The sequence below is a fragment of the Chryseobacterium sp. JJR-5R genome, assembly GCF_034047335.1.
In the GTDB taxonomy this organism is placed as follows: Bacteria; Bacteroidota; Bacteroidia; order Flavobacteriales; family Weeksellaceae; genus Chryseobacterium.
In genome coordinates this window covers 3,486,999-3,513,997 of the sequence record NZ_CP139137.1, presented here as the reverse complement: position 1 = coordinate 3,513,997, position 26,999 = coordinate 3,486,999, and the positions used below count along the sequence as shown (strand labels likewise).

Below are 26,999 nucleotides of genomic sequence, written 5' to 3'. Positions count from 1 at the left end.
TATTAATGGGCGGCTGCTAAAAGTTCTGCATCAGGTTTCTGTTTCTGAAGTCTTTTCTTTTTTCTGCTCGGCATTTTTTCATGTAAATACTGAAAGATCACAAACATCACCGGAATAATGAAAATCCCGAATACAACCCCGGTAAACATGCCTCCTACAGTACTGATCCCGATTGAGTGGTTGCCTTTTGCCGCCGCGCCCTGAGACCAGACCAGCGGAAGCATCCCAACAATGAATGCGAATGAAGTCATCAGGATCGGCCTTAGACGCAGCCTTGAAGCCTGGAGCGCGGATTCGATCAATGACCTTCCTGCTTTCCTTCTCTGCACTGCAAATTCTACAATCAAAATGGCATTTTTCGCCAACAGCCCGACGAGCATGATCAATCCGACCTGAACATAAATGTTATTGTCGATTCCGGCTAATCCCGTGAAGGCAAATACCCCGAAAATCCCCGTTGGTATCGTTAAAATAACCGCAAACGGAAGGATGTAGCTTTCATATTGTGCTGCCAGTAAGAAATACACGAACAGGATACTTAATGCAAAGATGAAAGTGGTCTGCCCGCCCGTTTTGATTTCCTCGCGGGTAATCCCTGTCCACTCGTATCCGAAACCTCTCGGCAGTGATTTCTGGGCAGTTTCTTCCACAGCTTTGATCGCATCACCGGTACTGTAGCCGGGCTTTGGCGTTCCGTTGATGGTAACAGCATTGAATAAGTTGTTTCTGGTCACCGTTTCAGGCCCGAAAGTTCTTTTTAAAGTCACCAGTGTTTTTACAGGAACCATTTCGCCTGTTTTATTTTTAACATAAATCCCTTCCAGGGAATTGGCATCGGTACGGTAAGGAATATCCGCCTGTGCCATCACTCTGTAATATTTCCCGAACCTGTTGAAATCTGACACGAAGCTGCTTCCGTAATAAATCTGCATCGTCTGCATCAGTTCCGTGATGGAAACCCCTAATTGATTGGCCTTATCAGAATCTACATCAATCGTATACTGAGGATTCCCTGCTGCATACGTGGTAAAGGCAAACGCAATTTCCGGCCGCTTCATCAGTTCTCCGATAAATGCCTGGGTGGTGGTTCCCAGCTGCTCGAATGAACCGTTGGTCTTGTCCTGAAGCATAAACTCAAAACCGGAAACGTTACCGAATCCCTGAACCGTAGGGAAGTTGAAAAAGAAAGCATTGGCATCTTTCACCTGCGCTACTTTTCCTGTGAGTGCCGCTGCGATCTGATCAGGGTCTTTCATTTCGCCGCGGTCTCCGTAATCTTTCAGTTTAATGAATCCTGCCGCGTAGGGAGAAGCGTTGGAGTTACTGATGAAGTTCATGCCGTCGGCTACCCAAAGGTGGTTTTTGGCTTTTTCGCTGTTGATGATTTTATCAATCTGTTCGGTAGCTTTGTGTGTTCTTTCCAGTGAACTTCCCGGAGGTGTGTTCACCGCATACAGAACGAATCCCTGATCTTCTGTCGGGATAAATCCTGACGGCGCTCTGTTGATTAAGAAAACACTGGCTGCAATCAGGACCACCAGACCGCTGATGGCAACCCATTTATTTTTGATTAAAAATTTAAGGCTGTAAATATATTTCCTGGTCATGTTATCGAAGCTCGCATTGAAGGCGTTGAAAAACCTTGCTCCGAAACCTGTTTTCTTCCCATGTTCACCGTGTGCTCCCTGGGGATCATTGAGGAACATAGCACATAAGGCCGGGCTTAATGTCAACGCGTTAACGGCAGAAATCATAATCGCAATGGCCAGGGTAAAGGCAAACTGCCTGTAGAAAACGCCCGCCGGCCCCTGCATGAAGCCAACCGGGATAAACACGGCACACATCACCAGGGTAATGGAAATAATCGCCCCGGAAATTTCACTCATTGAATGTACGGTGGCCTGTTCTACCGGCATTCCCGTATGCTCCATTTTGGAATGGACCGCTTCAACCACAACAATGGCATCATCCACCACAATACCGATGGCGAGAACCAAGGCGAACAAGGTCAGCATATTAATACTGAATCCAAACAGCTGAAGGAAGAAGAATGTACCTATAATCGCCACCGGAACGGCAATTGCAGGAATAAGTGTCGACCTGAAATCCTGAAGGAAAATATACACCACAAGAAATACAAGCACAAATGCAATAACCAACGTTTCCACTACCTGATGGATCGACGCATCCAGGAAGTCCTTGGAATTGTACATGATGATCGGTTCAACCCCTTTCGGAAGGTTTGTTTTCAGTTCTTCAACCTGGCTTTCAATTTCCGTTAAAATCTCATTGGCGTTTGAACCTGCAGTCTGAAGGATGGCAAATCCGGCCACAGGTTTGCCGTCCACCCTGTTGGCTGCCGTATACGTGTAGGAACCGAATTCTACCCTTGCCACGTCTTTCAGCCTTAAGAAAGAACCGTCGCTGTTCGCTTTGATGGCAATATTTTCATAATCCTCGTTTTTGTTTAATTTGCCTTTGTACTTTAAAATATATTCATACGTTTCCTTGCTTCCCTGTCCGAGACGTCCCGGGGCAGCTTCCAGGTTGTGGTCTTTCACTGCGTTCAATACTTCCTGCGGAGAAAGGTTGTTGGCAGCCAATCGGTCCGGTTTAAGCCAGAGCCTCATGGAATAATCCCTTGTTCCGAAAACCTGTGCCTGAGCAACACCCGGAATACGCTGGATTTGAGGAATGACATTGATTTTTAAATAATTCTGTAAGAAAAGTTCATCGTATTGTTTCGGGTCATCACTTGACAATCCCATGAACATAATCATGCTGTTCTGGACTTTCTGCGTCGAGATTCCCGCCTGTACCACTTCCTGCGGAAGCTGGCTCATCGCTTTGGATACGCGGTTCTGAACATTTACGGCTGCATTATCTGCATCGGATCCCTGTTTGAAAAATACGCTCAGGGTCATGGTTCCGTCATTACTGGAGTTTGAGGTCATGTAGGTCATGTTCTCAACACCGTTTACGGCTTCTTCAATCGGTGTGGCTACCGAACGGGCTACCACTTCCGCGTTTGCTCCCGGATAAAATGCAGTCACCTGAACACTCGGCGGCGCAATATCAGGAAAGAGGGCAATGGGTAAATTAAAGAGGGACAAAGCCCCCAGTAATAAGAGTATGATGGAGATAACCGTTGAAAGTACCGGTCTTTCTATAAATTGTTTTAACATAAGAAGTTTATTTTTAATGTTGCTTAAACTTTTAGCTTAATTGTAAACACTTAGTTTCCTTCGGTTTGAAATGGTCGTCAGGTGTACTTAAATTCTCAGTAGGAAGAATATTGATAATCCGATCCGGTTAAAGTGTTTGAAAGTTTTGTAATTAATGGATTTAAGTTTAAACAGTTACAGCGGCTTCGCTCTCAGGAGGCTGTCAGAGGAAATAGGTTTTGCTTTGATGGAAGCACCGTCTTTTAGGCTGCCCAACCCTACATACACGATTTTTTCTCCCGGCTGTAAACCTTCGGAAATAAAGTAATAGTTTTCGGTTTTCCCTGAAGTTTTGACAGGCCTGCTGCTTACCTTGTGATCTTTTCCGACCACGTAAACGTAAGTCTTATCCTGAATTTCAAACGTAGATTCCTGTGGAACCACAAGGGCATTGGAGAAAAGCTGAGGCATGCGTACGCGCCCCGTGTTTCCTGTTCTCAATGTTCCGTTGGCATTAGGGAAAACCGCACGGACACTGATGGCTCCTGTTGTTTTGTCAAATTGCCCGTCAACAATGGTCATTTTGCCCTTTTGCGGATAGACACTGTTGTCTGCGATCACCAGTTCCACCATCGGCATATCTTTCAGTTTTTCTTCTAAAGTAGCACCCTGGTATTTGTTCTGGAAAGCAATAAAATCAAGTTCGCTTAAAGAAAAGTAAGCATAAATTTCACTGATGTCTGAAAGTAAAGTAAGTGGATTTGGGTCTGTTCGTGAAATCAGGCTTCCTTTCTTGTAGGGGATTCTTCCGATATATCCGCTTACCGGTGCAGTAATGGTCGTAAATCCTACATTGATTCTTGCTCCGCCAACCGAGGCTTTTGCCTGTGAAGCGGCGGCAACTGCGGCTGCGTAATTGGCTTTTGCCGTTCTCAGCTGTACGTCAGAGACTACTTTTGCAGCAACCAGGGGCTGCAGCCTGTCGACCTCAACCTTTGCTTTCTGGATGTTGGCATTGGCCACCTGTAAATTCGCTTGTGCCATGTTCATCTGCTCGCCGTATGCCCTGGAATCTATTTTGAATAAAGGCTGGCCGGCTCTTACGTAAGCCCCTTCTTCCACATAGATCCGGTCCAGGTAGCCATCTACCTGGGATCTTATTTCCACATTGTTTTTCCCTTCCAAGGCAGTAGGGAATTCCTGATATGTTGTAGCGGGAGACGTAATGACGGTGTAAACAGGAAGCTCAGGGATAGGCGGCGCCATATTTGCGCCTTCTGCGGCCTTAGTGCAGTTCTGTAAAAGGATTATACTGGAAATCAGTACGATAAACCTTATTTTTCCGGATATTTTCATTGTAAGTTCAAGTTTTTAATGAAGTAAGTAATGTGTTAAATCAGATAATGATGTTTTTAATTAATGTTCCGTTAATTTTACTAACAGTGTTAATTGTATGGTAAAAGAGTGGGATGCAAATGCTGTCAGATTGTTGTTTTCATAATGTTGGAGAATTAATTTTAATTTAGGATACTGAATATGATATTGTTGATACGTTAACTTTTCTAACGGTGTTAATAATAAATTATAAAGGCTTTTATTAATATAACGGATTAGTTAATTGAGTGTTATATTTCCTAACGGTGTTAATTTTTTGTTCAAAAAAAAATTATAAAGATTTAATGAAAGCAGAAACGGTCTCATCCAGCGTGGTCTTGTTCATGGTTGAAGGAATGTCATCATTGCGCATCATCATAATGGATATCAGGCCATGCACAGCGGAAAACAGCGCATGGGAAGAGTGGCATGCATTATCCGGGTTTGAACCTTTCTTTTTAATAATTTCATAGGTACAGTCATACAGCATATCCTGAAAAGATGAGAATTCTTCTTTCATCATCCCTTTCCCGCTGCACTGCATCCCCAAACCGAACATCAGCTGATAATATTCTTTATTGTTAAAGGCAAACTTCCAGTAAGCATCTACAATAGCCACAAGCTGGTCTTCCGGGCTTTCATGTTTTTTCTGGGCTTTCAGCAGTTCAATGTGCAGCTGGTGGAAACCGTTCAGTGAAATTTCAAACAGGATGGCTTCCTTGTTCTCAAAATAATCATATACCACGGGAGCACTGTACTCAATAGCATCGGCAATCTTCCGGATTGAAAGGGAAGCCCAGCCTTCCGTTTTAGCCAGAGAAAATGCCGCGTCCAGAATATTGGCACGGATGGATTCTTTTTCTCGTTGACGGCGTTCGTGTAGGCCCATGATATTGTTTAACTAACAGTGTTAGCAAAACTACAAACTTTTAACCATAACTTGCAAACCTATTTTAATATTTAACATTTAATGGAAGTTTATAAAATCTCACACCGGCTATTAATAAAAGAAATTTCTATCTTTGTACCTAAATAAAAAAGTTATGAATACGCCCTCAAACATGATCGGTTTAGGTACAAAAGCGCCGTTTTTTGAACTTCCCAACCCGTCAAAAAGCAATGAAATCCAATCACTGGGTGACCTGAAAGGAGAGAAAGGGACTTTGGTGATCTTTATGTGCAACCATTGCCCGTTTGTACTGCACGTGATTGATAAATTGAACGAGCTGTATGAAGATTATAATGAAAGAGGGATTGAATTTATCGCCATCAATGCTAACGATGTGGAAAAATATCCTGCAGATGCTCCGGAGAAAATGATCGAGTTCCAGATTGAAAGGAATTTTGATTTTCCGTATCTGTATGACGAAAGCCAGGCCATTGCCAAAGCTTACGATGCGGCCTGTACCCCGGATTTCTTTTTCTTCGATGAAAAACTGGACCTGATTTACAGAGGTCAGATGGATGATTCCAGACCGGGGAATCATAAAGACGTAACCGGCGAAGACCTGATCATTGCTTTTGAAAACCTGCTGCTGGGCGAGCCGCAGGAAGAAATCCAGAGACCAAGCATGGGATGCAATATCAAATGGAAATAAGCCTTAAGTGATAAAAAACAGAAGCCGTCATTTTCATGATGGCTTCTGCTTTTTAATGAAGTGATGCGTGAATAATAATTTATTTACATTCAGGAAGTGACAATAGGTTGTTTCTTGTTGAATTGTCTGCCTCAGTCTTTAAGTATTTAGTACCATTATAAGTTTCTGCAATAATAACTTTTGCCTTATTTCCATAAACATCTTTAACGTAGGCTTCACCTTGCTCATTCTTTATCCAATCGTATATTTCTAATCGGGTATTTTTTCCTGATTCATTAGTCTGTTCATTTATCCAGCCTAAATGTGTAATTGCTAAGTTTGGATTTTCGTGGTAACCGTTGTCTTTGTTAATACATTTAATTTTAATTGCCATAATTTTGTAATTTTAAATTGTTTGTAAAATATTGTTACGAAAATAAAATATACTAACTGACTATCCTTACGGTTTACCACAAATAGATAAATTATTAAATTAGTAAGCAGACACTAAGAGTTATGTTTAATCCTTATAAAGGTTTAAACTCTACTTATTTAAAAAAAGGATTGTACTGTTTCTCAAACCCGATGCTCGTAGGATTTCCGTGCCCTGAAAATACACGGGTCTCTTCATCCAGGATGAACAGTTTGGTTTTAATTCCTTCTATGAGCTGTTCGTAATTTCCTTTATAAAGATCGGTTCTTCCGATGCTGCCTTCAAACAGGACATCACCTGAAATCATGAATTTGCGGTTTTCATTATGGTACACTACACTGCCCGGAGAATGTCCCGGGACATGGTAGATTTTGAACCGTTCTCCGTCAAGCCGTATTTCATCGCCTTCGCTGATATATTCGATGTCCGCAGTAATGTGGTCAAGCGTCATCCCGAACCTCATGCCGCTGATCTGGAACATATCCAGGACTTCTTTGTCATCCCGGTGCATAACAACCGGGACCTTATACGTATCGGAAGCCCATTGTAAACCTAAAACATGGTCAATGTGCGCATGGGTGAGAAGGATTTTTTCAATGTGCAGGTCCTTTTCTGCAATGAAATTTTTAATTGACTGTGTTTCCTGGTCGTTCGCGTTTCCCGGATCAATAAGCCATGCCTTTTTATTATCACTATAAAGGACGTAGGTGTTTTCGCTTGCAAAATTGAATACGAAAGTCTGTATATGAAGCATATTCTGGATAATTTTTTATGAAAGCAAATTTAACGACAAAAAATTATGTTCATACCGTCCGTTCTTATTTTTAGCTTAAATATTTTGATTAACTATACAAATGGAAAGATTAAGCTCCGGAAACTTATCTCTATTTTTATGGTTTAAAATTGATTTTTCGTTATCTTCGTCATAATGAAAACCTTGCGAATACTTTTACTTTCTTTAAGCGGACTGGCTTTCGGGCAGAACATCCAGAGCATCCAGCTGTTCAATCCACAGACGAATGACGAGACTCCGGTTATTAATTTTAATCAGCAGCTGGTACTGAGCTTTGACGACCTCACCAATTCCAGTGAGATTTACCGGTATACCATCAAGCATTATAACAGAAACTGGGAAGACGACAACCTTTTCTTTACGGAAATTGCCAACGGAAGCATGAACGCCTTACTGGATAAATTTCAGTATTCCTTCAATACGCTGCAGGCGTATACCCATTATAAGCTGACCTTTCCGAACGAAAAAATACAGCCTAAGATTTCAGGGAATTTTGAAATCATCGTGTATAAAGACTCGGCAGATAAACCGTTGTTTAAACGAAGGTTTTACCTGGTGGAAGATGCGGCAACGCTGGCTGTCGGGGCTTCAAGATTTGCCGATGCCAGAAAACCGGATGCAAACCAGCGGGTAGAAGTGAAGGCTGTTTCAAAAGGAGGGGATCTGTCATCCAATGTCAATTCTATGACCCTGAACGTAATGCAGAACAACAACCCCAATGTCACGGTGAATAACCTAAAAGCAAGCACAACAATGGGGAACCAGCTGCTTTTCCAGCAGATGTCCCTTGTTTTTCCCGGCAATAACGAATTTTATTATTTCGATAATAAGAACATGAATATGGCGGCCGATATGGTGCGTGCTACAGAAGTAAAAGAAGGCATTAACAACACCTATCTTCACCCGGTCTGGGCTTTCCCGCTGAATTACCAGTATCAGCCGGACGTAAACGGAGCCTGGTATTACAGGAGGAATGACCTGGGCAGGGAAAGGGATGCGGAAAGGGAAGCTGATTATTCGTGGGTGTATTTCTCGCTGGATTCCGATCCTGCCGAAAAGGAAATCTATGTGCTGGGAGGATTTAATAATTTTAAGCCTGGCAAGGAAAACCAGATGCAGTATGATGCGGAAACAAAAAAGTATGTAGCGAAAATCTACTTAAAGCAGGGCTTTTATAACTATATTTTAGCCACAAAAAATCCTGACGGCAGCCTTAACTTCGGCGAGGTAAACGGAAATTTCTGGCAGACGGAAAACCTCTATCAGGCATTTCTGTATTATGCGCCTTTCGGAAGGAACTATGACGGGCTTATGGGATACGGGGAACTGAGGACACCGGTAAGATAATTTTAGCACCTGTATTCAAGCAAAAACCTTACAGAAAAGTGTTCTGCAAGGTTTCAATATAAAATAGTCTGGAAGTTCTTATGAATTCAGGCTTTAAAAACCGCCGTCACCAGCAGGTGTTCTTCGTCTTCAAAGATATAGTGAATATTCACCGGAAAAGCTCCCATGGGTTTTACGGTCAGTTCTTTTAATCTATGGGTTCCGGTATGCAGCATAATCTCACCGATCGATCTTTTTAAATCTTCCAGGAAATTAATTCCTTTTTTCTCATGTTCAGCATTAAAGACCCGCATCAGCAGCCTGATGTCATTTTTTGCAATGGAAGAAAGAAGAATCTTCATCGTTAGGCACAGCTCTTTTGAAGCTCGGAAATGTTATCGTAAAAATCCAGTTTTGTCATCGGGTTTTCGTGATGAAACTGAATCCTGTATAAAATCTCATCCAGCTGGAACTGAGGAATTGCCGGCTGGCTTGTTTCCTCAAAGCTTTCTACTATTCTGGCAAATGCTTCCAGGGTTTCCGGACTGAAATTCTCAATCTTGGTTTTTAAAAGTTCGGCTGTTGCATTCATCATTTTAAAATTTTAAAGTTACTGGGGCTGTTTGATGGGGTAAAGATATGAAAAATATAAATATTTATGAATTTATTTTAAAATTAATAGGGGTGGTGTTTAAATTTATTGATTATTTGAGTTTTTAATTGGTATAATTGAGGGGGGTGGAATTGATTTTTAATTAAAATGTAAAGATATCTCACAGCCGGAAAATAAATTTGTTGACGAAAAAAAGACCTTCGTAAAACGAAGGCCATGTATATTTTAAACCAGATAAAACTCATTGAGTTTTTCCTCACAGAGGGTCTTCACCACTTCAATCCACCGGTCTTCATCATTCAGACAAGGAATGTAATGGAAATTTTCTCCTCCTGCGTGCGTAAACTGGTGTTTTCCTTCAACAGAAATCTCTTCCAGGGTTTCCAGGCAGTCGGAAACGAAGGCCGGGCAGACCACTGCGAGGTTTTTAATTCCTTTTTTAGGAATGGTTTCAAAGGTTTCATCCGTATAAGGCTCGATCCATTTGTCTTTTCCCAGTCTCGACTGAAAAGAAACGATCACCTTTTCTTTAGGTAAATTAAGCTTTTCAATCACCGTTTCAGTGGTTTTGAAACACTGGTGGCGATAGCAAAACTGGTGGCTCGGGTTTTCGTCCCGTGTACAGCAGTCATTTAAATTACAGGTTTTGGTAGGGTCGGTTTTATAAATATGCCGCTCCGGAACTCCGTGATAAGAGAACTGCAGGGCATCAAAATGTTCCGGCAGTTTTTCCCTGATGCTTTCCGCAAGACAATTAATATAGATCTCACGGTTATAGAAAGGCTGTATGTAATTGATTTTTACCTCCGGGAATTTTTCTTTTCTCACTTCTTCCGCTTTTTCAATAACGGTTTCCGTGGTACTCATCGCATATTGCGGATACAGCGGGAAGAGTACGATTTCTGTAACGCCCTGATCAACAAGCTTCCGGATTCCGGCTTCTATACTGGGCTGTGCATACCGCATTCCTATTTCTACAGGAACATCTACCCGTTTCTGCAGCTTTTTCTGAATTTTTTCTGTGATCACAATCAGGGGAGAACCTTCATCAGTCCAGACCGTCCGGTAAGCGGCAGCAGATTTTGCGGGCCTTGTGTTCAGGATAATTCCGCGTACCAGAAGCGCACGGAAAATCCACCGGTAATCGATGACCTTTTCATCCATCAGAAATTCATCCAGATATTCTTTTACATCATTAACGGCTGTAGATCTTGGCGACCCCAGGTTTACTAATAGGATTCCCTTCATAATTTAATTAAGATTTCTTACTCTTTCATCAATAGTGGGACCGTATTTTTTCTTTAAGCGCAGAATATAGAGTTCAAGCGCCAATTGTTTATCCTTTTCGGTCATGCCCAAAGATTTTCTGTACCGGTCACCTTTTTCAATGGCTAGTTTTGTGAATAGTTTTTGATATTCGTCATCAGCATCATAAATGAACTGTTCTCCTTTCATTTTCCTGATCTCATCATGGATTTCTTTATCCAGTTCATAATAGTTATGAAAATAATAATCGAGGAAAGCAGTGTTTTTCCGGTTTAGTTTTTCCAGCACCGCATCCATTTTCTTAAGGCTGTCCTTTGCAACACCCATTTCAGCAAGGTCATCATGGATCACATCATTCAGCTGAGGTTCCTTTTTACAGGAAAACAGGCTTAAACCCAATAATAAAAGAAGAACTGTTTTCATTAATTGAAATGTTGCTGATATTATATTATCCGTTAACGGCTTCCACTCTTTCTACCAGGTCAGGAACGAATTGTTTTAAAATATTTTCAATCCCGTTTTTAAGGGTGGCGGTTGAGCTCGGGCATCCTGAACAGGCTCCCTGAAGAAGCATCCTGGCAGTTTTGCTCTCCTGGTCATATTCCATCAGAGAAATCTTTCCGCCGTCATTTTCCACAGCGGGGGCAACGTATTCATTTAAAATATCGGAAATCTTCTGCTCGTCATCCGTATAGTCCCTGTTGATGATTTTTTCTACCGGGTTTTCGTGCTTCTGGGATTCAACGGTGGAAATTTCGCCTCCGTTCTGCAGATAGTCTGCAATCAGTGCACGAACGGTCATCATGACCTGATGCCATTCTACAGACGGGTCTTTCGTTACCGCTACAAAATTATCGGAAATAAATACTTCCTTCACGAAATCAAACTCTTTGAAAATAGCCTGAGCCAAAGGAACGCCGTCTGCCTGCTCTCTTGATTTTACTTCCACAAAACCTTCAAGAAGCAGTTTATTGGAAACAAACTTCATTACATTCGGGTTCGGGGTCATTTCCGAGTAGATCTCATACATTTCTTTTTTCTTCTGAAGGTAAATCCTGGGGTTGGCCAGCAATTCGTCTTCAATCACGTTTTTTAGGCTGTCTGCCACATGTTCCCATTCTATCGTGTCCTGTTTGGCAACCGCTACAAAATTAGCCGTAATGAAAACTCTTTCCACAAAAGGATAATTGAAAAGCTCCTGTGCCATAGGGATTTCTGAAATGTCTGAATTTCTGTCCAGCTCCAAAGATCCCGGGATTAAATTGTAATCCGCGACAAATTTCATCACTTTCGGGTTTTCGGTTGGCTCTATAAGTATCGTACGCATTTTTTTCTTTAAATTTGAGTTACAAAAATACGCAATTAGAAATTAGGAGTCCGAAGATCGAAGTTAGATTTTTGCTATCGGTATCATTTAAAAACGGTGAAGCAGAATTTAATTTTTTTAACGGCTCATTTGAAATCATCAAATCAAGAATTATGGCACTGATAAAAGAACTTTTAGGGAAAGCACCGCAGATCGGGGAAAATACATTTTTGGCTGAAACGGCAACTGTAATTGGGGATGTCACAATGGGAAGAGACTGCAGCATCTGGTACAATGCGGTCATAAGAGGGGACGTGCATTATATTAAAATGGGGAATAAGGTTAATGTCCAGGATAATGCCATGCTGCACTGTACGTATCAGAAACACCCGCTGAATATCGGGAATAATGTATCGATCGGCCATAACGCGATTGTCCATGGATGCACCATCCATGATAATGTTCTGATCGGGATGGGAGCCATCGTGATGGACGACTGCCTGGTGGAGGAAAACTCCATTGTAGGAGCCGGTTCGGTGGTAACCCAGGGTACGCACATCAAATCCGGGGAAGTCTGGGGCGGCGTGCCGGCAAGAAAGCTTAAGGATATCAATGCGCAGCTGCTTGAAGGGGAAGTGAACAGGATTGCCGATAATTATGTAAAATATTCTTCATGGTATAAAGAACATGTAAAACATGTTGAAGGTTAAAATATTAATTTGCCCATTACCGGCCAAATTCAAAAATACCGCTTCATCAAGTTATGACGAAGCGGTATTTTTATATCATGAAAATCAGATGAATCAATTCATATTGCATTAAGAATTTACCAGTTCTGCCTTTCCGTTAACACATTTGACAGAAGTGGGAGGCACAATCATCATACAGTCAGAAACAAGTCCGTATTTCTGGTTGAAAGCTTTTACTTTTTCCGTGTAATCATTGATTCTGGCAAGAATGGCTGTTTCCATTTTTTTAGGATAGGCAATATAGAGCTGAGGCCCGCCGCAGGCTTTGGCTCCCATCGGGGCAAAAGTCCATTCATTGGCGTCGTTGCATTTCTCTTTTGAAATTTCAGACTGAATTGAACTTTTCATCTGGTCCAGCTGCGCCTGCTCATATTTCTGGCTGTTTTCGTCAAGAGGCCTTTCTGAAACATCTTTCGGAAGATGGGCGTCCATATTTTTTGTTGAAGTGCACGAAGCCGTAAAAAGGGCCAGACATACGGCCAGTACAGGGATTTTCATATCGTATTTTTTCTTTTATTACGCAGAAGTATTTTCAAAACGTATGCCAAGGCAAAAATTTACATTTCATTTTCGTATTTTTGACGACGATGAACAATCATTTTTTTGACTTAATAGAGCACACGAACCGGAGTATATTTTTGACGGGAAAAGCAGGAACGGGAAAAACAACATTCCTGAATGATTTTGTAAAACGGACCAGGAAAAAACACATTGTTGTAGCCCCGACAGGAATTGCCGCCATCAATGCGGGAGGCGTTACCATCCATTCCATGTTTGGGCTGCCGCTGCGTACATTTCTGCCGACTACGGAAAGGATAGACACCAGCATGGCCAATAACATCGCTGACCTGATGCCGCATTTCAAATACCGGAAAGACAAGCTCAAGCTTCTCCGTGAAGTGGAAGTGGTGATCATTGATGAGGTTTCGATGCTGCGGGCCGACGTTCTGGATATGATGGATTTTTCACTGCGGTTCATACGGAGGAACAACCAGCGGTTCGGAGGGGTCCAGATGCTTTTTATCGGGGATCTGTACCAGCTGCCGCCGGTGGTGAGGGACGAGCATATTCTAAGAATGTATTACAACTCTCCGTTCTTTTTTGACAGCCATGCCATCAAGGAAATCCCATTGATTACAATTGAGCTGACAAAAGTCTATCGGCAGTCTGATGAAAACTTTTTGGCAATATTGAATGCCATCCGTGACGGGGATATTGCCAATATTAATTTTGATCATTTAAATGAAAGATACGATCCTGATTTTAATTCCAAGGATGAGCCCTATGTTTATCTGTGCTCTCACAATAAGATGGCAGACGATATCAACCAGGAAAAGCTGGATCAGATTAAAGTGAATGCTAAGACCTATGAAGCCAAGCTTTTCGGTGAGTTCAGGGAAAACCAGTTTCCGAACGAGCAGTTCCTGGACCTGAAAACCGGGGCTCAGATTATGTTTATCCGGAATGATATTTCAGGGGAAAAAAGATATTTTAACGGAAAGCTGGGAGAAATTTCTGCTTTGGATGAAAATGAGATCAAGGTAATCCTCGACGGAAGCGAAAAGGAAATCACGGTCAAACGGGAAGTCTGGGAACAGAAAAAATATTTCCTGGATACGGACAAAAATATCAAAGAGGAAGTACTCGGAAGTTTTGAGCAGTTTCCCATTAAGCTCGCCTGGGCTGTCACTATTCATAAAAGCCAGGGTCTGACATTCGACCGGGTAATTATTGATGCCGGAAAAAGCTTTACGGCAGGCCAGGTATATGTAGCACTGTCACGCTGCCGGACTCTGGAAGGAATTGTTTTAAAATCCAAAATAACGCCTGAAGTGATATTCAAAGACAACCGGATCTTAAAATTCCAGGGAGAAACCCATGCCAATGATAACGTGGAATCTATTTTAAATCAGGAAAAATACGACTACAGCATCAGGAAAGTGCTTCGTACCGTAGATTCCCAATGGCTTTTAAAAGAAGTGGAAGAATGGAACAGCCTTTCTCTTGCTACAAAAAGTATTGATCATCTAAAAACAAAGCAGTTGTATGTTCAGCTGAAACCTGAGATTGTAAACCTCGGAAAAATCTTTGAAAAACTGGAAAGGGTCATTTCCCAAAAGGTAAATCTTTTTATTGAGAAAAAGGAAGAATGGTCTGATATTGAAAATAAATCCAAAGGTGCCGTTAATTTCTTTTTTACCGAAGTCAGGGATAAAGTATTCGGTCCGCTAAAGGAATTTTATGCAGAGATCAAAGGGACCAAAGGCTTAAAGCAATACAATGAGGAATTCCGGGTATGGCTTGAAGATATTGAAGAATACCTGAACAGCCTGAAGGAAATTCATCTGCTGGAAACCCGGCTTCTGGAGGAAAAAAACGATAAGGAAGTGAGCATGAAAATTGCAAAAGTGCCGTCCCAGGTGCTTACGTTTCAGCTGTTTGAGCAGGGGAAAACCATTTCCGAAATTGCACTGGAAAGAGGCCTCGTAAAAGAAACGGTCATCGGCCATCTGGCAAAATTCGCAGAACAGGGCTTACTGGACATTTCACGAGTTATTACTTCGGATAAAATCAAAGCTTTTGAAGAACTGTTTCATAAGGATCCTAAAGAGACCTTGACCGAATGGAAAAATGCATTGCCCAATGATTTTGAGTTTAATGAAATCCGGATTTTAATTAATCATTTTAATTACCAGAAGGAGAAAGTAAAATAGTTGAAAAAGGTTTAATAATTGACAATTACTAAACCTTTTTTTATTTATTCAATAAATTCTGATTGACCCTATACCCTATGATTTTTATATCTCCATCCTTGTTCTTTTCCATGGTAAAGGTTTCTTCGGTATTTTCTGTACCTCTTTTTACATCGTATGTAAAAAGATATTCACTGCGGGCATTGCTTCCTTTTATAATCATGGTCTCCCATTTTATAAGATTATATTCCTGAACCGGACCAATTTTATTTTGAGTAACATTAATGAGTTCTATAAGTTTGTCTTTGTTGGTAACTGCGAAAAATTTTTCACCAAACAATTTATAAATATCCTCCTGATTAGCTCCATATCTAAGCTCCTAATAAAATTTCTGCGGGATTTTTTCGCCATCTTTTTTATCGGATTCCCGATCTTTATAAAATTGATTAAAGTTGCAGCTTATTAAAAGTAAAGCGATGAATAGAAAATAGATTTTTTTCATTTCAATTTAATTATCTAAGATTAGTTTTCGTCTGTTGTTATCCCAAAAAGTAGCATACCGGTTTTTATCTCTGAATTCAGTTTCTTTATTTTCAATTTGATTAAATCTGCTTTTGTCGGTTTCAGTAAATTCAATTATGATGAATTTTTTTTCGTCAAAACTATTAAAATCAACCAGTTTCAAATATTCATCAACCGAATTTTTATCAATCATAATTTTTCCGCTGCCGGACTGATGACGGTCTTTTCCATTTTTTTTGACGCCGGAAATCCAATACGCTTCACCGGTTTCTATATCAAAATGATTTGCATTAATTCCTGGATTTTTAAGTTTTTTTAATGCTTTTCCGTTGAAGTAAACTGTTTGTCCTGATTTTGAGAATGCTGCAAAACCAATCCATGCCGGTCCGTGATGACCGTAAGATTTATTTTCAATATACATTATTTTTGATTCCATAATGTGAAATTCGCTCAGCAATATTAAGACTTTATTCCATGACTTTATTTAACTGGACATATATTTAATATTAATACGCTCATCTTAAAAAAGGATATAAGTTTTAAATATAGAAAGTCGTTCGGAGTGTAAAGCTAATTATTAAACAGCAATTTTATTCCAATAGTTTTTCTCTCACCAGACCAATCAATCCTATCAATTACAAAAAGTAACTAATGAAGTTTATTAGTTTTATCTTTTTCTTTCCAAATAATTATAAATGAAGAATTTTGAAATATCGGTACTGGATCTTGCGCCTGTAAAACAGAACAAAACCATTCACGATACTTTTCAGGACAGTCTGTCTTTAGCAAACCATGCGGAGAATTTAGACTATAAAAGATTCTGGCTTGCCGAACACCATAATATGGAAAGCATTGCCAGTTCTGCCACATCCGTTCTGATCGGCTTTATTGCCAACGGAACCAAAAAAATACGAGTAGGATCGGGCGGGATCATGCTTCCGAACCACAGTTCACTGGTTATTGCCGAACAGTTCGGGACTTTGGAATCCCTTTTTCCGGGCAGGATCGACCTTGGCCTCGGAAGAGCCCCCGGAACCGACGGCCTTACGGCTCAGGCACTGGGCCGGAACCCGGCCATCATTAACCAGCAGTTTCCAAGGCAGATTCTGGAACTGCAGACTTATTTTTCAAAAGATAATGCAGATGCCTTAGTGCGCGCTATTCCCGGGGAAGGGCTGGATATTCCGCTGTACATTCTCGGTTCCAGTACAGACAGTGCTTTCCTGGCTGCAGAATTGGGGCTTCCGTATGCTTTTGCAGGGCATTTTGCTCCGGAACAGATGGAAATGGCATTCAATATTTACAGACAGAATTTCGAGCCTTCAAAATATGCAGACCAGCCTTATATTATGGCCTGCGTAAACGGAATAGCAGCAGAAACGTCAGAAGAAGCCCATAAATTATCGACCACTTTGTTTCAGGCTTTTATCAATATCGTAAGAAATGACAGGAAGCCTTTTGCACAGCCAGTTGACGATATGGACGGCATCTGGTCGCCCATGGAGAAATCAATGGTGCTGCAGAAGCTGAGGTATACTTTTATCGGGGACCAGGCAGAAATTGCAGAAAAGCTGGAAAACTTTCAGGCAGAATTCAATGTGGATGAACTGATGATCAATTCCCATATTTACGATCATCAGAAAAGGCTGGAGTCTTATCATATTTTCAGAAATGCAAAAGACTCTCTAGTTACCGTGTAACAAACCGTTTATATAAATTGGGAGATGCTTTTTTTATAAGTATCTTTGCCGAAATTTAAAGTAAAAATGTCCGATATTAAATTAAATACTATTCCGGAGGCTATCGAAGACCTTAAAAATGGTAAAATAATCATAGTGGTAGACGATGAAGACAGGGAAAATGAAGGGGATTTCCTGTGTGCAGCTGAACTGACGACTCCTGAACTGATCAATTTTATGGCCGTTCACGGAAGAGGCCTGATCTGCATGCCGCTTCCTGAAAAAAGATGTGACGAACTGGGACTTGATGTAATGGTAAGCCGCAGCAGCGATCCTAAGGAAACTGCTTTTACGGTATCTGTTGACCTGCTCGGCAACGGTACATCTACAGGGATTTCTGCGGGAGACAGGGCCAAAACAATTCTTGCTTTGATGGATGAAAATTCCAAGCCGACTGATTTTATGCGCCCGGGCCATATTTTCCCGCTTCGTGCAAGAAAAGGAGGGGTTCTGAAAAGAGCGGGCCATACGGAGGCAGCCATTGACCTTACCTGTCTGGCAGGTTTAAAAGAGGGCGGCGTGATCTGTGAAATCATGAACGAAGACGGTACCATGTCCCGTTTACCTGACTTGTACGCTTTTGCACAAAAACATGATATGAAAATCGTTTCCATTGAAGACCTGATTCATTATCAGCTGAAAAAAGGGAACCTTATCGAGCGGATTGAAGAAAGAAAAGTAAAAACTGCTTATGGTGATTATGATTTTCTGGCATTTAGGGAAACTTCCAATGACCAGATCCATTTTGCACTGACGAAAGGAACGTGGGCTGTTGACGAGCCTGTCCTGGTCAGGGTTCAGTCTTCCGATTCTTATTTTGATGTGTTAACGAGGCTGAACAACGGTGAAAAGCCATTACTGGAAAAAGTGACCCGCATGGTAAATGAAGCCGGAAAAGGTGCAATTATTTTTATCAATAACGTTTCCAATTCTGAAAATACACTGAGAAAGCTGCAGCAGTTTCTGAACTATCAGGACGGACAGCAGAAACACCCTACGGCCGCTTTCAATTACAGGGACTACGGGATCGGGACACAGATCCTGAAGAATTTGGGAATCAATAAGTTTAAAGTAATCACCCAAAACCCGGACATCAAGCCTCAGGTAGGCGGTTATGATGTTGAGGTAACGGAGATGGTACAGCTATAAAATAGAAATGAATTTGCTGAGGATTCAGATTATATAAATCTGATTATAAAGCGGATCATTATTGAAAATTCATATAAAATGGCCTGATGTACTCAGGCCATTTTTATTTCGTCAAAATTCCTGAATCCGTTCAGGAAATCTTTGGTATCCATTCTTTTTTTACCTTCCAGCTGCAGTTCTGAAGGATAATAAATCCCGTCATGCGTATAGATTTTAAAATCATTCTTTGAAATGTCCAGGCTTCCTGCCGGCTTTCCATGATCAGCAGTTTCAAATCTTCCTCCGAAGATTTTCAGTCCTTTTTCTTCTTTCCCTATTTTTAAAGTGGTGAAAGCGGCAGGATAAGGCGACATGCCCAGAATAAACTGGTGAACTTCTTTTGACGTTTTCGTCCAGTCGATTCTCGTGTCTTCCTTAAAAATCTTAAAAGCATTCTTAGGGTGCGCAACATTCGGCTGAGGTTTTTCAGTGATTGAATTTTCGGCCAGCCCATTTAATGTTTTTACTACCAGCCCGGCACCCATTTCCATGAGCCGGTCATGGAGGCTTCCGGCATTTTCGTCAGGCAGAATGGCTAATTCCTCCTGTAACAGAATATTTCCTTCATCTATTTTTTCATTGATAAAGAACGTTGTGGCTCCTGTTTTTTCTTCACCGTTGATTACGGCATAATTAATCGGGGCAGCTCCTCTGTAATCAGGAAGAAGGGAAGCGTGAAGGTTAAAAGTTCCCATTTTAGGCATATCAAAAAGGACTTTGGGCATCATTCTGAAAGCAACGACTACAAAAACATCAGCATCCAGTTTCCGTAAGTCTTCTAAAAATTCAGGGTTTCTCAGTTTCTCAGGCTGAAAAACAGGTAGGTTGTTTTCCGTTGCAAAAATTTTTACCGGTGACTGATTGATCTTCTGCCCGCGTCCGCTTGCCTTATCGGCAACGGTTACCACGCCTGCGACCTGATGGTGAGACCGGTGGATAGCCTCCAGTGAATTTTTGGCAAATTCCGGAGTTCCTAAAAATACGACTTTTAATGATTTCATAATACAAAGATAGGGTCTTTGGGTTATAAGTGATAAATTATGGCGGCGGCTTTGCCCGCAGCATACCGCAAAATTGTTCTAGGCTAGTGAGTACGTTCTGAAATTCAGCATTTTTACTTTTCCCGAATCCAGCAGGAATATAAGGTTTTCCAGGATATTTTCTTTGGAATGGTAACTCAGCTGGATAGAAAGTTCCTCAATGGACGAAGGCCTTTTTGCCAGTAAGCCGATAATCTGGTTTGAAATATTCTTTCCGAAAATAGACTGCTTGTTTTTTTCACATACCGAACACTGTCCGCAGTTCTTGGATTTTTTCTCTCCGAAGTAAGCCAGGATCAGTTTCATTTTACAGTACTGGCTGTCTTCAACATAAAATTTCATTTCTTCCCATTTCTGGATTTTATTTTTCTGGATATGCTCAAATAGTTTCCAGTAGGCGGCATTATTAACCCTTTCGTCCCTCGGCTTTAAAAATTTAATACTTGATAAAGCACCGTCAACATACTCTATATAGCCTTTTTTCTGAAGCTCTTTTAATCGTTCTTTAATCAGATGGATGCTTACACCGATTTTATTGCTTACCTGCTGTTCGCTGAACATCACTTTGTGCGTGGTAATCCCTGAAACCGAACGGAGCATCAGCTCAATGAAATAGGCATCTTTGTGAGGCAGCTGGTCAATCTCATGGGCCTGCATTAAAAGCTGTAATGAGGAAAGGCTTTTATGATCGTTAAAATAAATAATCTCCTGGTTGTGGAGAAAATTCAGAACATTTTTGATCTTTGCATTTGATAACCGGGTAAAATTCTGGATTCCGGCTGTATTGAGCTGAAAGACTTTGTCCGGCATTTCAAATTCCGCTACCTGAAAAACAGAGTAGAGGTAAGTAATGATTTTTAAAAATTCGGCTTTATTGGGAATCTGGTTTTTTAAGATCTGGTCAAAATTGCTGATCTCCTGTTTATCCCAGAGTAAAAAAGCAAAGCTGTCCCGGCCGTCTCTGCCGGACCTCCCGATTTCCTGGTAGTAATTTTCAATGGAAGGCGAAGGCGAGTAGTGAATAACAAACCGCACATTGTCTTTGTCAATCCCCATCCCGAAAGCATTGGTGGAAACAAGAACATTCCGGTCACTGTTATTCCAGATCGTCTGTTTGGCATTTTTTTCTTTGGTTGTAAGGCCGGCATGAAAGAAATCTACATTGGTCATCTGTTTCTTAAGCAGAAATTCGGTAAGCTGTTCAGCTTCTTTTCTTGTCCTTACATAAATGATTCCCGCTTCTTCCGTGAATTTTAAAATATCGTAAATACGCTGGAACTTGTCAGAAACTTCTTCGGTGAAAATCCGGATGTTTTCTCTTTTAAAACTTTTCTGAAAAACTTTGGGTTCCTTAAGCTCAAGTTTCAGCTTGATTTCTTCCAAGACTTTCGGGGTAGCAGTTGCCGTTAGGGCAAGGCAGGGGATTTTCGGGTTGTTTGTCCTGAAATTTTTTATGTTCTGATAACTGGGACGGAAATCCTGGCCCCATTCTGAAATACAGTGCGCTTCATCTACCGCAATAAATGAAAGCTGGATTTCTTCAATGTTTTGTAAAAACTGTTTGTTGGTCAGCCGTTCCGGTGAAACATAGAGCATCTTTGTCAATCCATCCTTACAGCGGTTATAAATGCCTTCCGCATCATATTCATCCAGTTCGGAAGACAGGTATTCAGCTTCCACTCCTCTTGATTTCAATTGGTTTACCTGGTCTTTCATCAGCGCCAGCAGCGGGGAAATAATCAGGCAGGTCCCTTCTTTTAATAAGGCCGGCAGCTGGTAGCAGAGTGATTTGCCGGCTCCGGTAGGCAGCAGCACAAGGGTATCCTTTTCATTGACTACCGAATCAATAATGTCTTCCTGGGAATCGCGGAAGTGGTCATACCCCCAAAAATACTTTAGGGTCTTAAATTTTAGTTCTTGAAAATCTTGCTGAGAAATCATGGGATAAAAATAATGAAAGTATGCCAACAAAAAAAGTCACGCGGGGCGTGACTTTAATATATTTACTGATCAGATTAAATGTATTATTTAGCTTCGAAGTAAACCCTTCTGTTTGCTCTGTTTTTCCATTCAGGACATTTGGTTGCAGGCTCGCATTCAGGATATTTAAGGTCTTTTTCACCTCTTCCCTCTGCATTCAGCTTTCCGGACTGAACACCGTTCTTCATCAGATAATCTTTAACATTGTTTGCTCTTCTTTCAGACAGTTTCTGGTTGTATGCTTCAGAAGCTCTCGTATCGGTAGCTCCCACTACAGTATAAGTTCCTGTTGAAGAATTAATATAGTTAACCGCATTGTTAAGGATAGGTGTGTTAGAAGGAAGAATTCTGTCTGAGTTCAGATCAAATTCAATACCGTCTAATTTCGTTTCTTTTTCCTCTACAGGCCCACCTGCTGCAGGTGCAGTGGTAGGGCATCCCTGGTTCTCTACAGGACCCGGAACGGTTACACACTTATCGTAAAGGTCAATTACTCCGTCTAAATCGGTATCAAGAGCAACACCGGCACCGTCAACCCTTGCGCCTGCAGGCGTGTCAAGCTGTCTGTCCCAATCGTCGCAAACACCGTCATTATCAAGATCTCCTTTTTTACAAACTTCAATATCCTGGTTTTTATTAGCCAGTACATCCAGTTTGTAATAGATTTCCTGAAGCGGGTCATGCCACATTAAGTGAGACTCGTGTTTTCCTAATTTTAAAGAAATACCTAAAGTCGCATTGAAGAAGTTATCGGAAACCTGCTCTTCACGTTGATTGATAGCGCTGTATTTGTCTCCTCCGCCATCGAATTCATCATCACCTGTAATCACATACATTGCTCTGGCTTCGATATCAAGTCTTCTGTTTACCTTGTATTTAACTCCGGCACCAGCCTGAGCAAACATAGATCCTAACTTAAACGGCTTGATTTCCGTTACCATTCTTTGTCCCATGTTGTCCTTCTGATAAGCCTTGTAAGCAATGGTACCGACACCTCCGTATCCGTGTAGTGCCCATCTGTAAGGAGAATGGTTATCTACTCTTCTCAATAGGTTTGAAAAGTTGACATCCCCTAATAATGAGATCGCATCATACTGGGTTCTTGCACCTACCTGCTGATAAGCTACGGAATTGGTTGGAGCAGGATCTTTTGTATTGAACCATCCCTGTCTTGTTTCCCCTCTGTCATACTGTAAGTTAATACCGAAAGCATGGGTAATTGCTTTATCAATACTGATATACGCTGAATACCCGAAAAGGTTTTTACCGTTACCGTTCTTTATAGACGTTAAGTCTGCAGATTGGATTAATGGTACACCGGCTCCAACTGAAATCGCCCAGTCATTAAATCTCTTTGATTTATTGGTAAACGGAGAAACGTTAGCAGAGCCTGAAGAGAATGTATTTGGATATTCCCCGTTTGAAACTACTGCAGTTGAGTCTTGTGCAAAGCCCGCTGTAGGTACAGCCAGTGCAAATGCAACAATTGCTAAACTTAATTTCATAGTGTATTTTTTATTTAGTTAATTAAATGATTTAGTTATTATTTAGTTGGTAGGGCATCCGTTGTTTTCAACAGGTCCCGGAACGGTTACACATTTATCGTATAAATCGATAACGCCGTCAAGATCCATATCCAGAGCAACTCCGGCTCCGTCTACCCTTGCACCTGCAGGTGTATCAAGCTGTCTGTCCCAGTCATCGCAGACACCGTCATTATCAAGATCGCCTTTTTCACATACTACGAAATCAGCTTCTTTGTTCTCAAGAACATTCATTCTGTAATATGCTTCCTGTAAAGGATCATGCCATGCAAGGTGAGATAAGTGCTTGCCAAGTTTGAAAGACACGCCTAGGTTAACTGTCAGTGCATTGTCAGATCTTTTTTTGCTGATCATATTGTACTTGGATACTTTTGAAGCAGGATTATAATCATCAGGACCCGCGTATCCGCCGCCGTCAAATTCATCATCGCCACTTATGATATACATGGCTCTTGCCTCAATATCAATAAGTTTCGAAACATTATATTTCACACCGGTACCAAATTGAAAGTACAGTGAGTTAAATTCAAGTTTTTGCTTAATAAATAAAGGGATTCTTGCAGGAGAAGTGCTCCATCTGAACTCGTTGTTATCATGCAGTGACGTATCGAAATTCATGAATCCGAAACCTGCGTATCCGTGTAATGCCCATCTGAAAGGCGAGTGGTTGTCTACTCTTCTCAACAAGTTTGAGAAGTTAACATCTCCTAATAAACCGATCTGATTGAATTTTGTATTGGCTTCGGCAACGCCACCGGCAACACCGGCTGCGCCTTCAAGCTGTGCTTTCTGTGTAGTTTCTCCTCTCTGATAGATAAGGCTCATTCCAAATACATGGGTAATCTGTTTGTCTAAGCTTACGTAGCTGTTGTATCCCCAGTTCACTTTCTTATCATAAAATGATGTAAGGTCCGAATGCACCATAAAAGCAGCACCTCCTCCAACTGAAATTGACCAGTCGTTGAATCTTTTGGCCTTGCTATTGAAAGGCTGAACATTGGCAGAACCTGAAGAGAATGTATTCGGATACATATCATTTGAAGTAACAGCAATACTATCCTGTGCATAAGCAGCAATAGGAAGTGTGGCCAATAATAATAAACCTAGTTTCATACAGTATGTTTTATGTTTTGATTTGAATAAAAATCTTTTAATAGTTTATTTGAAAAAGCTCTTTCATAAAGATGCTTATGGTGAGGTATTTTCAACCTCTCTGATGCAAATATCAGTCCATTATAGGTAACGATATCAATATCTATTATTCTATCTACATATCCTCCGCTTGCCAGGGAATCGTTTAACCTCCCCATTTCTATTTCGATACTCTTAACAAAATCAAGCAGTTGGATGGGCGAAAGATGTGTCGATATTATCGTTGCAATATTACAAAAAATATTGGAACTGGCAAATTCTACGGGCTCTGATGTCAGAAATTCACTTATATGTAATATTTCGTTTCCCCCTTCTTTGATCTTTTCCAGGGCAGTCTCCACATTTTTTTTTTGATCCCCGAGGTTACTTCCGAGTAACAAAACTGCTTTATGCTGCGACATATTGTAAAATGATTGATTTATGAAAAGCTTTTTAAAAAATGTACTGGCAAATATAGTGGCTATTGTCCTATTATGTGTCGTATTTTTCTTCTTTTTCATCGTAATGCTGGTTTTCAGTGCTATGGGGAATGAAAAAACTGCGGTGGTGAAAAAGAATTCCGTACTTGCCATTAACTTGAAAACCAATATAATAGACAGCCCGACTGAAGAAAGAAAAGGATTGTTTGATATCAGCGACCAGAACAAAAGTATTTTGATTTATGATGCGGTTGAAGCCATCAGGAAAGCCAAAACAGATGATAATATCAAAGGAATAAGCATTGAAGCAGATCAGCTGAGTGCAGGGATCACCCAGATTGATGATCTCAGGAGCGCGATAGAAGATTTTAAAAAGAGCGGGAAATTTGTCTATGCCTATGGCAATGCCGTTTCTCAGTCTTCTTATTATTTAGGGTCTGTGGCAGACCGGTATTACCTGAATCCTGCGGGCATGATTGAACTTAAAGGCCTTGCCACGGAAGTTGCTTTCTTTAAAGATTTCGCAGATAAATACGGAATAGGGATTGAAGTGATCCGTCATGGTAAATTTAAATCTGCAGTGGAACCTTTCCTGCGTAACGATATTTCCCCTGAAAATAAAGAACAGCTTGGTACGCTTCTGAATGATATCTGGAGAAACACCTCATCCAAAATGGCGGTTTCCAGAAAAATTGATACGGCTCAGTTCAGAACGGTGATCGACAGCCTTTACGGGATGATTCCTGAATTGGGAGTGAAATACCGGTTGGCGGATCAGCTGATTCAGAAAACCCAGTATGACGATCTGATCAAATCAAAATTAGGAGTAAAGAAGGATGAAAAATTAAATAAGATTTCTTTAGGTAAATACATTGCTTCTTATTCGGATGATGAAAAATCCGGGGACAGGGTAGCGGTGCTTTACGCATCAGGATCTATCAACAGCGGAGATGAGTATAATGACATCCATTCGGAAAAATATATCAAATACATCAAGGAGCTTCAGGAAAATGATAAAGTGAAAGCTGTTGTTTTCAGGATCAATTCTCCGGGTGGCAGTGCCAATGCTTCAGATGAAATTCTGTTTGAACTTCAGCAGCTGAAAAAGAAAAAGCCGCTTGTTGTTTCGTTCGGGGATTATGCCGCTTCAGGAGGGTATTATATTGCCATGGCTGCAGATAAAATTTACTCTGAGCCCAATACACTTACGGGATCCATTGGTGTTTTCGGCGTTATTCCTTATTTCAAAGATATCGCCAACAAAAACGGCATACGTGCTGATATTGTGGCTACGAATGCCAATTCCCAGTATTATTCTTCATTAAACGGGGTAAGCCCTTATGGAGTAAGCATGATTACAAGAAGTGTTGAAGGTACTTATAAAAGGTTCGTGCATTTTGTTACCCAGAACAGGAAGCAGACGTTTGAGCAGATTGACAGTGTAGGAGGCGGAAGAGTGTGGAGCGGGACCAGAGCCAAGCAGATTGGTCTTGTAGACGAACTGGGAACACTGAATGATGCAGTAAAATATGCAGCAGGTAAAGCCGGACTGAAATCTTACGTCCTATCATCATACCCAAAAAGAATGTCTCCTTTTGAACAGATCTTCAAAGATCTTAATGAAGATGAAATTTCGGCAAGGCTGATTAAAAATAAAATCGGGAAAGCCAATTATGAAATCATGCAGCATGTTATGGAAGAAAGGAAACTGCAGTCTGAAGTAAAAATGGAAATGCCTTATCAGATTAAGATTGACTAAACTAAATTATATTGTACAAAGAAACGGCGGATTTGAAATTTCAAATCCGCCGTTTTATTTTTTAGTGAAATAATCAATTATATGGATCAGGCATTCCTCCTTGTTGCCATTCCGTAGATCCAGAGAAGAATCAATGCACCTCCGATGGCCAGGATCCAGCTTCTGAAATTCCAGAAAGAATCAACATCTCCCCAGTGAAGAACATAAACACCTATTGCCCCTCCGATAAAAGCTCCCACAATTCCCAGAATAATGGTGATGATCCATCCGCCGCCCTGATTTCCGGGCATAATCATTTTTGCAATAGCACCCGCGATAAGACCAAATATGATCCAAGTTAAAATTCCCATAGTCGTAAATTT

The 26,999-nt window shown here is 41.0% G+C and carries 26 protein-coding genes; 7 read left to right on the top strand and 19 right to left on the bottom strand.

The window, feature by feature from the left end; translation table 11 throughout:
- Positions 1-2 precede the first annotated feature (2 nt).
- The 3 genes from SD427_RS15480 to SD427_RS15470 form a co-directional block, all read right to left on the bottom strand.
- A complete protein-coding gene (locus SD427_RS15480) occupies positions 3-3,185 on the bottom strand; it encodes an efflux RND transporter permease subunit (protein WP_320558696.1) in 3,183 nt (1,060 codons plus the stop codon).
- Positions 3,186-3,359: 174 nt separating this feature from the next.
- Positions 3,360-4,520 carry an efflux RND transporter periplasmic adaptor subunit gene (locus SD427_RS15475; protein ID WP_320558695.1) on the bottom strand — a complete coding sequence of 387 codons (1,161 nt, stop codon included), beginning with the start codon at positions 4,518-4,520 and terminating at the stop codon, positions 3,360-3,362.
- A 310-nt stretch (positions 4,521-4,830) separates the two neighbouring features.
- The gene (locus SD427_RS15470) at positions 4,831-5,427 is read right to left on the bottom strand and encodes a TetR/AcrR family transcriptional regulator (RefSeq protein WP_320558694.1); all 597 of its coding nucleotides are present in this window, start codon (positions 5,425-5,427) and stop codon (positions 4,831-4,833) included.
- 154 nt (positions 5,428-5,581) lie between these two features.
- Between SD427_RS15470 and SD427_RS15465 the strand changes: the two genes are divergently transcribed.
- Entirely contained in the window at positions 5,582-6,136 is a 555-nt protein-coding gene (locus SD427_RS15465; protein ID WP_320558693.1) for a thioredoxin family protein, read from the top strand.
- Positions 6,137-6,215: 79 nt separating this feature from the next.
- On the opposite strand, the gene SD427_RS15460 is transcribed toward SD427_RS15465, so the two are convergent.
- A complete protein-coding gene (locus SD427_RS15460) occupies positions 6,216-6,509 on the bottom strand; it encodes a DUF3892 domain-containing protein (RefSeq protein ID WP_320558692.1) in 294 nt (97 codons plus the stop codon).
- A 154-nt stretch (positions 6,510-6,663) separates the two neighbouring features.
- A complete protein-coding gene (locus SD427_RS15455; protein WP_320558691.1) occupies positions 6,664-7,302 on the bottom strand; it encodes an MBL fold metallo-hydrolase in 639 nt (212 codons plus the stop codon).
- A gap of 174 nt (positions 7,303-7,476) precedes the next feature.
- Between SD427_RS15455 and SD427_RS15450 the strand changes: the two genes are divergently transcribed.
- The gene (locus tag SD427_RS15450) at positions 7,477-8,688 is read left to right on the top strand and encodes a type IX secretion system plug protein domain-containing protein (protein ID WP_320558690.1); all 1,212 of its coding nucleotides are present in this window, start codon (positions 7,477-7,479) and stop codon (positions 8,686-8,688) included.
- An 86-nt stretch (positions 8,689-8,774) separates the two neighbouring features.
- Here SD427_RS15450 and SD427_RS15445 read toward each other — a convergent pair whose 3' ends face one another.
- The 5 genes from SD427_RS15445 to SD427_RS15425 all read right to left on the bottom strand — a co-directional run bounded on the left by SD427_RS15445 (position 8,775) and on the right by SD427_RS15425 (position 11,873).
- Positions 8,775-9,029, bottom strand: coding sequence for a hypothetical protein (locus SD427_RS15445; protein ID WP_320558689.1), 255 nt, complete (start codon positions 9,027-9,029; stop codon positions 8,775-8,777).
- A gap of 2 nt (positions 9,030-9,031) precedes the next feature.
- Positions 9,032-9,262 carry a hypothetical protein gene (locus tag SD427_RS15440; protein WP_320558688.1) on the bottom strand — a complete coding sequence of 77 codons (231 nt, stop codon included), beginning with the start codon at positions 9,260-9,262 and terminating at the stop codon, positions 9,032-9,034.
- A 243-nt stretch (positions 9,263-9,505) separates the two neighbouring features.
- Positions 9,506-10,528 carry a ferrochelatase gene (hemH, locus tag SD427_RS15435; RefSeq protein WP_320558687.1) on the bottom strand — a complete coding sequence of 341 codons (1,023 nt, stop codon included), beginning with the start codon at positions 10,526-10,528 and terminating at the stop codon, positions 9,506-9,508.
- A gap of 3 nt (positions 10,529-10,531) precedes the next feature.
- Positions 10,532-10,969, bottom strand: coding sequence for a hypothetical protein (locus tag SD427_RS15430; RefSeq protein ID WP_320558686.1), 438 nt, complete (start codon positions 10,967-10,969; stop codon positions 10,532-10,534).
- A 25-nt stretch (positions 10,970-10,994) separates the two neighbouring features.
- The gene (locus SD427_RS15425; RefSeq protein WP_320558685.1) at positions 10,995-11,873 is read right to left on the bottom strand and encodes a NifU family protein; all 879 of its coding nucleotides are present in this window, start codon (positions 11,871-11,873) and stop codon (positions 10,995-10,997) included.
- A gap of 152 nt (positions 11,874-12,025) precedes the next feature.
- Between SD427_RS15425 and SD427_RS15420 the strand changes: the two genes are divergently transcribed.
- Complete coding sequence (locus tag SD427_RS15420) at positions 12,026-12,562, top strand: gamma carbonic anhydrase family protein (protein WP_320558684.1); 537 nt, start codon at positions 12,026-12,028, stop codon at positions 12,560-12,562.
- Positions 12,563-12,670: 108 nt separating this feature from the next.
- On the opposite strand, the gene SD427_RS15415 is transcribed toward SD427_RS15420, so the two are convergent.
- Positions 12,671-13,099, bottom strand: coding sequence for a hypothetical protein (locus SD427_RS15415; RefSeq protein ID WP_320558683.1), 429 nt, complete (start codon positions 13,097-13,099; stop codon positions 12,671-12,673).
- Between the two features lie 89 nt (positions 13,100-13,188).
- On the opposite strand from SD427_RS15415, the gene SD427_RS15410 reads away from it, so the two are divergent.
- Entirely contained in the window at positions 13,189-15,315 is a 2,127-nt protein-coding gene (locus SD427_RS15410; protein WP_320558682.1) for a helix-turn-helix domain-containing protein, read from the top strand.
- 40 nt (positions 15,316-15,355) lie between these two features.
- Here SD427_RS15410 and SD427_RS15405 read toward each other — a convergent pair whose 3' ends face one another.
- Complete coding sequence (locus SD427_RS15405) at positions 15,356-15,517, bottom strand: hypothetical protein (protein ID WP_320558681.1); 162 nt, start codon at positions 15,515-15,517, stop codon at positions 15,356-15,358.
- Between the two features lie 285 nt (positions 15,518-15,802).
- On the bottom strand, positions 15,803-16,237 hold the full coding sequence (locus SD427_RS15400) for a hypothetical protein (RefSeq protein ID WP_320558680.1): 435 nt from the start codon (positions 16,235-16,237) through the stop codon (positions 15,803-15,805).
- Positions 16,238-16,511: 274 nt separating this feature from the next.
- Between SD427_RS15400 and SD427_RS15395 the strand changes: the two genes are divergently transcribed.
- Positions 16,512-17,516, top strand: coding sequence for an LLM class flavin-dependent oxidoreductase (locus SD427_RS15395; RefSeq protein ID WP_320558679.1), 1,005 nt, complete (start codon positions 16,512-16,514; stop codon positions 17,514-17,516).
- A 66-nt stretch (positions 17,517-17,582) separates the two neighbouring features.
- On the top strand, positions 17,583-18,704 hold the full coding sequence (ribB, locus tag SD427_RS15390; RefSeq protein ID WP_320558678.1) for a 3,4-dihydroxy-2-butanone-4-phosphate synthase: 1,122 nt from the start codon (positions 17,583-17,585) through the stop codon (positions 18,702-18,704).
- Between the two features lie 92 nt (positions 18,705-18,796).
- Here ribB and fmt read toward each other — a convergent pair whose 3' ends face one another.
- The 5 genes from fmt to folK all read right to left on the bottom strand — a co-directional run bounded on the left by fmt (position 18,797) and on the right by folK (position 24,860).
- A complete protein-coding gene (gene fmt / locus SD427_RS15385) occupies positions 18,797-19,744 on the bottom strand; it encodes a methionyl-tRNA formyltransferase (protein ID WP_320558677.1) in 948 nt (315 codons plus the stop codon).
- A 78-nt stretch (positions 19,745-19,822) separates the two neighbouring features.
- Positions 19,823-21,724 (bottom strand): ATP-dependent DNA helicase RecQ, encoded by a 1,902-nt coding sequence (locus tag SD427_RS15380; RefSeq protein WP_320558676.1) that lies wholly within the window; start codon positions 21,722-21,724, stop codon positions 19,823-19,825.
- An 83-nt stretch (positions 21,725-21,807) separates the two neighbouring features.
- Entirely contained in the window at positions 21,808-23,268 is a 1,461-nt protein-coding gene (locus SD427_RS15375; RefSeq protein WP_320558675.1) for an OmpA family protein, read from the bottom strand.
- A gap of 42 nt (positions 23,269-23,310) precedes the next feature.
- Positions 23,311-24,420: an OmpA family protein gene (locus SD427_RS15370; RefSeq protein ID WP_320558674.1), complete on the bottom strand. Its 1,110-nt coding sequence runs from the start codon at positions 24,418-24,420 to the stop codon at positions 23,311-23,313.
- Positions 24,417-24,860, bottom strand: a complete 444-nt coding sequence (gene folK, locus SD427_RS15365; RefSeq protein WP_320558673.1) for a 2-amino-4-hydroxy-6-hydroxymethyldihydropteridine diphosphokinase — start codon at positions 24,858-24,860, stop codon at positions 24,417-24,419. Before folK ends, SD427_RS15370 begins: the two co-directional genes overlap by 4 nt.
- Before the next feature lie 19 nt (positions 24,861-24,879).
- Here folK and sppA point away from each other — a divergent pair, with 19 nt between their 5' ends.
- A complete protein-coding gene (sppA, locus tag SD427_RS15360) occupies positions 24,880-26,637 on the top strand; it encodes a signal peptide peptidase SppA (RefSeq protein ID WP_320558672.1) in 1,758 nt (585 codons plus the stop codon).
- A gap of 86 nt (positions 26,638-26,723) precedes the next feature.
- Here the strand turns inward: sppA and SD427_RS15355 are convergent, their stop codons facing one another.
- Complete coding sequence (locus tag SD427_RS15355; protein ID WP_320558671.1) at positions 26,724-26,987, bottom strand: GlsB/YeaQ/YmgE family stress response membrane protein; 264 nt, start codon at positions 26,985-26,987, stop codon at positions 26,724-26,726.
- Positions 26,988-26,999: the final 12 nt, after the last annotated feature.

Excerpts from the sequence above, each read along its gene's own strand:
- SD427_RS15480 (WP_320558696.1), bottom strand. The coding sequence starts at position 3,185 with ATGTTAAAACAATTTATAGAAAGACCGGTACTTTCAACGGTTATCTCC.
- SD427_RS15475 (WP_320558695.1), bottom strand. The coding sequence starts at position 4,520 with ATGAAAATATCCGGAAAAATAAGGTTTATCGTACTGATTTCCAGTATA.
- SD427_RS15470 (WP_320558694.1), bottom strand. The coding sequence starts at position 5,427 with ATGGGCCTACACGAACGCCGTCAACGAGAAAAAGAATCCATCCGTGCC.
- SD427_RS15465 (WP_320558693.1), top strand. The coding sequence starts at position 5,582 with ATGAATACGCCCTCAAACATGATCGGTTTAGGTACAAAAGCGCCGTTT.
- SD427_RS15460 (WP_320558692.1), bottom strand. The coding sequence starts at position 6,509 with ATGGCAATTAAAATTAAATGTATTAACAAAGACAACGGTTACCACGAA.
- SD427_RS15455 (WP_320558691.1), bottom strand. The coding sequence starts at position 7,302 with ATGCTTCATATACAGACTTTCGTATTCAATTTTGCAAGCGAAAACACC.
- SD427_RS15450 (WP_320558690.1), top strand. The coding sequence starts at position 7,477 with ATGAAAACCTTGCGAATACTTTTACTTTCTTTAAGCGGACTGGCTTTC.
- SD427_RS15445 (WP_320558689.1), bottom strand. The coding sequence starts at position 9,029 with ATGAAGATTCTTCTTTCTTCCATTGCAAAAAATGACATCAGGCTGCTG.
- SD427_RS15440 (WP_320558688.1), bottom strand. The coding sequence starts at position 9,262 with ATGATGAATGCAACAGCCGAACTTTTAAAAACCAAGATTGAGAATTTC.
- hemH (WP_320558687.1), bottom strand. The coding sequence starts at position 10,528 with ATGAAGGGAATCCTATTAGTAAACCTGGGGTCGCCAAGATCTACAGCC.
- SD427_RS15430 (WP_320558686.1), bottom strand. The coding sequence starts at position 10,969 with ATGAAAACAGTTCTTCTTTTATTATTGGGTTTAAGCCTGTTTTCCTGT.
- SD427_RS15425 (WP_320558685.1), bottom strand. The coding sequence starts at position 11,873 with ATGCGTACGATACTTATAGAGCCAACCGAAAACCCGAAAGTGATGAAA.
- SD427_RS15420 (WP_320558684.1), top strand. The coding sequence starts at position 12,026 with ATGGCACTGATAAAAGAACTTTTAGGGAAAGCACCGCAGATCGGGGAA.
- SD427_RS15415 (WP_320558683.1), bottom strand. The coding sequence starts at position 13,099 with ATGAAAATCCCTGTACTGGCCGTATGTCTGGCCCTTTTTACGGCTTCG.
- SD427_RS15410 (WP_320558682.1), top strand. The coding sequence starts at position 13,189 with ATGAACAATCATTTTTTTGACTTAATAGAGCACACGAACCGGAGTATA.
- SD427_RS15405 (WP_320558681.1), bottom strand. The coding sequence starts at position 15,517 with ATGATTATAAAAGGAAGCAATGCCCGCAGTGAATATCTTTTTACATAC.
- SD427_RS15400 (WP_320558680.1), bottom strand. The coding sequence starts at position 16,237 with ATGTATATTGAAAATAAATCTTACGGTCATCACGGACCGGCATGGATT.
- SD427_RS15395 (WP_320558679.1), top strand. The coding sequence starts at position 16,512 with ATGAAGAATTTTGAAATATCGGTACTGGATCTTGCGCCTGTAAAACAG.
- ribB (WP_320558678.1), top strand. The coding sequence starts at position 17,583 with ATGTCCGATATTAAATTAAATACTATTCCGGAGGCTATCGAAGACCTT.
- fmt (WP_320558677.1), bottom strand. The coding sequence starts at position 19,744 with ATGAAATCATTAAAAGTCGTATTTTTAGGAACTCCGGAATTTGCCAAA.
- SD427_RS15380 (WP_320558676.1), bottom strand. The coding sequence starts at position 21,724 with ATGATTTCTCAGCAAGATTTTCAAGAACTAAAATTTAAGACCCTAAAG.
- SD427_RS15375 (WP_320558675.1), bottom strand. The coding sequence starts at position 23,268 with ATGAAATTAAGTTTAGCAATTGTTGCATTTGCACTGGCTGTACCTACA.
- SD427_RS15370 (WP_320558674.1), bottom strand. The coding sequence starts at position 24,420 with ATGAAACTAGGTTTATTATTATTGGCCACACTTCCTATTGCTGCTTAT.
- folK (WP_320558673.1), bottom strand. The coding sequence starts at position 24,860 with ATGTCGCAGCATAAAGCAGTTTTGTTACTCGGAAGTAACCTCGGGGAT.
- sppA (WP_320558672.1), top strand. The coding sequence starts at position 24,880 with ATGAAAAGCTTTTTAAAAAATGTACTGGCAAATATAGTGGCTATTGTC.
- SD427_RS15355 (WP_320558671.1), bottom strand. The coding sequence starts at position 26,987 with ATGGGAATTTTAACTTGGATCATATTTGGTCTTATCGCGGGTGCTATT.